At 74.7% G+C, this 4,334-nt stretch carries 4 protein-coding genes; all 4 read right to left on the bottom strand.

Features of this window, described 5'->3' with window-relative positions; genetic code table 11:
* Positions 1-97: 97 nt before the first annotated feature.
* Positions 98-1,024 carry a methionyl-tRNA formyltransferase gene (gene fmt / locus ACWEVO_RS31170; protein ID WP_452311045.1) on the bottom strand — a complete coding sequence of 309 codons (927 nt, stop codon included), beginning with the start codon at positions 1,022-1,024 and terminating at the stop codon, positions 98-100.
* 5 nt (positions 1,025-1,029) lie between these two features.
* Complete coding sequence (gene def, locus ACWEVO_RS31165) at positions 1,030-1,590, bottom strand: peptide deformylase (protein WP_452311043.1); 561 nt, start codon at positions 1,588-1,590, stop codon at positions 1,030-1,032.
* 42 nt (positions 1,591-1,632) lie between these two features.
* Positions 1,633-2,877, bottom strand: a complete 1,245-nt coding sequence (locus ACWEVO_RS31160) for a cytochrome P450 (protein ID WP_452311044.1) — start codon at positions 2,875-2,877, stop codon at positions 1,633-1,635.
* Between the two features lie 102 nt (positions 2,878-2,979).
* Positions 2,980-3,963 (bottom strand): AAA family ATPase, encoded by a 984-nt coding sequence (locus tag ACWEVO_RS31155; protein ID WP_452311042.1) that lies wholly within the window; start codon positions 3,961-3,963, stop codon positions 2,980-2,982.
* Positions 3,964-4,334: the final 371 nt, after the last annotated feature.

The raw sequence follows: 4,334 nt of genomic DNA, 5'->3' as shown, positions 1-4,334 counted from the left end.
GCGTCGTGGCGCGCCCCGCCGTCCGCGCCCGGCCGGGGCGACCCGCCGCGCCCGCCCTCGGTGGGGAAGGACTCCCGCCGGGACTCCGAGGGCCCCGTCACGCGAGCACCTCGCCGGCGGCGACCCGGGCGCCGCGCGCCCAGTCGCTCGCCGACATGGCCTTCTTGCCGGCCGCGCGCACCTCGCCGAGCTGCACCGGCACGGTCGCGGTGCCGGCGAGCACCCGGGACTTCTCCACCAGCAACTCGCCGGGCTTCAGCTCCGGGCCGTTGGCCACCGGAGTGACCGGGCCGAGCTTGACCCGGTCACCGCGGAAGGTGGTCCACGGACCGGGGGCCGGCGTGCCGGCGCGGATCCGCCGGTCGACCGCGAACGCCGGGTCGGTCCAGCGGACCCGGGCGTCCTCGACGGTCAGCTTGGGTGCCAGGGACACCCCGTCGGCGGGCTGGGGCTCGGCCCGGGCGGTGCCCGCCTCGAGCGCGTCGAGCACGGCCACCAGCAGGCCGGCGCCGGAGTGGGCGAGCCGCTCCAGCAGGTCACCGGAGGTGTCGGTGGGGCGGATCTCGTCGGTCACCGTGCCGTAGACCGGGCCGGTGTCCAGCCCCTCCTCCAGCTGGAAGACGCTGGCGCCGGTCAGCTCGTCGCCGTGCAGGACGGCGTGCTGCACGGGGGCCGCGCCCCGCCACGCGGGCAGCAGCGAGAAGTGCAGGTTGATCCAGCCGTGCCGGGGGATCTCCAGCGCCACCGGCGGCACCAGCGCCCCGTACGCGACCACCGGCACGCAGTCCGGGGCCAGCGCGCGGAGCCGGTCCAGGAACTCCGGCTCGCGCGGCTTCGCCGGGGTGAGCACCTCGACGCCGTGCGCGTCGGCCCAGGCACCGACGGGTGAGCGGACCAGGCTGCGGCCCCGGCCGGCGGGGGCGTCGGGCCGGGTGACCACGGCCAGCAGCTCGTGGCCGGACGCGGCGATGGCGTCCAGGGCGGGCACGGCGACGGCGGGCGTGCCGGCGAAGACCAGGCGCATCCGGGTCACCGCCCCAGGCCGAAGGGGTTGCCGGCGGCGTGCGGGCTGAGCTTCACCGTCGGCGGGGCGGCCGCGTCGTACCACTCGGCCTGGCGGATCGCCTTCATGGCCGCCTTGCGGCCGGCCGGGTCGAGCCGGTCGACGAAGAGCACCCCGTCGAGGTGGTCGGTCTCGTGCTGGACGCATCGGGCCATCAGCCCGGTGCCGACGATCTGCAGCGGGTCACCGTAGCCGTTGAAGCCCTTGGCGATCACGTTCTGCCGGCGCTTGGTGTCGAAGTAGAGGCCGGGGATGGAGAGGCACCCCTCCGGGCCGTCCTGCTCCTCCTCGTCGGGGAACTCCACCACCGGGTTGACCAGATGCCCGAGGACGTCGTCGACGTCGAAGGTGAACACCCGCAGGCCCACCCCGAGCTGCGGCGCGGCCAGGCCGGCTCCGCTCTGCTCGCGCATCGTGTCGGTCAGGTCGGCGATCAGCTTGCGCAGCTCGGCGTCGAAGTCGACGACCGGGTCGGCCGGCGTGCGCAGCACCGGATCCCCGAACAGACGGATGGGCTGGACGGTCACGCGGGGTGGCTCCTTCAGTGGGACGAGTGGTGCCGTACCAGTCTACGGAGTCGCCCCCGCCGCCCCGGCCGGCGTACCGCGATCGGTGACCGGCGACGCGCCGTCACCGAGGGTGACCGGCAGGGTGGCGTACCCGCGCAGGGTGAGCCGGACCCGGCGCTCCGGCGTACCGGCCAGAGCGAGGCCGGGCAGCCGGCGCAGCAGCAACGGGAAGGCCACCTGCGCCTCCAGCCGGGCCAGCGCGGCGCCCAGGCAGTAGTGCGGGCCGGCGCCGAAGGACAGCGGGTGGACCTGCGGGCGCCACGGGTCGAACCGGCCCGGCTCCGGGTAGCGGCGGGGATCCCGGTTCGCCGCGCCGAGCAGCACGAGGGTCCAGCTCCCGGCGGGCAGGTCGACGTCGCCGTGCCGGGTCGGTGCGGTGCTCATCCGGGAGGTGAGCTGCACCGGGGAGTCGTACCGGAGCAGCTCCTCGACGTACCCGGGGGCGAACTCGGGGTGCTCGCGCAGCGCCGCCGCCTCGCGCGGGTGGTCGAGCAGCACCACCAGCCCGTTGCCGAGCAGATTGGTGGTGGTCTCGAACCCGGCCACCAGCAGCACCACCAGGTTGGCCAGCAGCTCGTCGCCGGAGAGCCGTTCGCCATCTTCGTCGTGCGCCTGGACCAGCGCGGTGGTCAGGTCGTCGGCCGGGGCCCGGCGGCGGGCCGCGACCAGTTCGGTGAAGTAGTCGCGCAGCTCGACGGCCCCGTGGTCGGCCACCGCCAGCTCCTCCGGGGTGATCTCCGGCTCGAGGATGCCGGTCAGGTCGGTGGCCCAGCGCCGGAACAGCGGGCGGTCGGCCGCCGGCACCCCGAGCAGCGCGCAGATCACCCCCACCGGCAGCGGGTACGCGAACTCGGCCTGGAAGTCCACGGGCGCGCCGTCCCGGCCGCGGGCGAGCATCCGGTCGATCAGCTCGTCGGCCTGGGCGGCGACCACGTCGCGCATGGCGGCGATCCGGCGCGGGGTGAAGGCGCCGGCGGCCAGCCGGCGCATCCGGCTGTGGTCGGGCGGGTTGGTGCGCAGCATCGACCGGGAGATGGACAGCGCGGCGGGGCTCTCCCGCCAGCCGGGCATGAACTGGTCGCGCAGGTCGTCGTCCATCACCCCGAACCGGGCGTCACGGAGGATCGCGTCGGCCTCGGCATAGCCGGTGACCAGGTAGAACACCGGCCCGGCCGGCACCACCGGCCCGTGCGCCCGCAGCTGCTCGTACGTCGGGTAGGGGTCGACCCGGCCCGCCGGGGACATCAGCAGCGCGAGCGCGTCGGCAGGATCCACGGTCGGCCTCCTCACGGGTCGGAGGCCTTCATCATGCTCCGGTACGCCGGATCCGGCGATCCCGGCCGGCGCTCAGGCGCCGGTGCCCGGCTCCCCCGCCAGCACCGCGTCCTCGCCGAGCAGGGCGTGCTCGGGCAGCGGGAGCAGGGTGCCGTGCGCGGCCGCCCAGTCGTGGACCAGGCTGGGGCGGACCTGGGCGGTGAAGTAGTCGACGGCGCTCATCCCGCCCACCACCGGCTCGTCCACCTCGGCGACCAGCCGGGCCGGCACCAGCGGGAAGCCGCTCTGCAGGGCCGCGCTGAGCCGGCGGTGCCCGTCGACCACGAAGAAGTACTCGCCGGTGTAGCCGATGGTCAGCGGCTCCAGGGCCTCGTCGCCGGCCGCGGCCACCTCGCCGACGAACTCCGAGTCCCACAGGCCACGCAGGGCGGCGACGTCCTCGGTCGGGTAGACCCGGGCCGGGTCGAGCAGCAGCAGCGGCTGCCCGTCGCGCAGCACGTCCGCGCCGAGCCGGCCCTCGTAGACGTCGATGACGTGCGCGATCACCTGCTCCGGGGTGGCCCGGGTGGTGTCGCAGATCAGGTCGTAGTTGCGCAGCCGGGCCTTGTCCACGCCGTACCGCACGATGAAGCGGCCGCGCTCGCTCTCGCTGCGCTCCCGGAGCTTGGCCCGCGCCTCCTCGATGGAGGCGTAGCTCTCCGCCGGGCCGGACGGCCGGGCCAGCACCCGGCGGGCCGCCTCGGTGGGCTCGGTGATCATGTGCACCTTGAGCGCGTCGGTGAAGAAGTGCCAGGCCAGCCGCGAGTCCATCACCAGGCGCTCGCCGGACGCGGCGATGTCCCGCTGGAGCTGGTCGACGTAGCCGTCGACGGCCTGGTCCAGCTCGGCGTGGAGGTTGAGCTGAAGGGCGGTCATCTGCCGCTCCTCGGCCATCTGCCGGTAGAGGTCACCGACGCTGACCCGGCGCATGTTCAGCCGCTTGGCGATCTCGACCGACACGGTGCTCTTGCCGCTGCCGAGGTCACCGTTGAAGACGATCGACTGACGAACGGTCACGACTGGTCCACCCCTGCTCACCGGCTGACTGACATCATCGACTTGGCCTCGGCTGCGCGCGCTGCCGCCTGTCCGCGCCTCTCCGACAACTCCAGCTCGGCGGTCTGACGCCGCGCCGCGACCTGGAGCCGTCGTTCGCTCGCCCGGGCATGACGGGAAAGGTTATCACGCACTGTTTACCGATTTGCCGCACGAGGTGTCCGACAAACCCCTGGTCACGACCCTCCGCTGCGGCAGGCCGCGCGGGGGGGCCGGGTCAGAACAGCGCCAGCGGGTCGACCTGGAGCCGGACCGGCTCGGCGGCCTTGCGGGCGCTGCGCTGCCCGGCGGCGACGTGCAGCGCCTGCGCGAGGGGGGGGGCCCGCCCGTAG

It is taken from the genome of Micromonospora sp. NPDC003776, assembly GCF_053605645.1.
This window is presented reverse-complemented; position numbering and strand designations above follow the sequence as displayed.

Bases quoted from the DNA above. Each gene is read 5' to 3' on its own strand.
- ACWEVO_RS31160 (WP_452311044.1), bottom strand. From the start codon at position 2,877: ATGTCCCCGGCGGGCCGGGTCGACCCCTACCCGACGTACGAGCAGCTG.
- fmt (WP_452311045.1), bottom strand. From the start codon at position 1,024: ATGCGCCTGGTCTTCGCCGGCACGCCCGCCGTCGCCGTGCCCGCCCTG.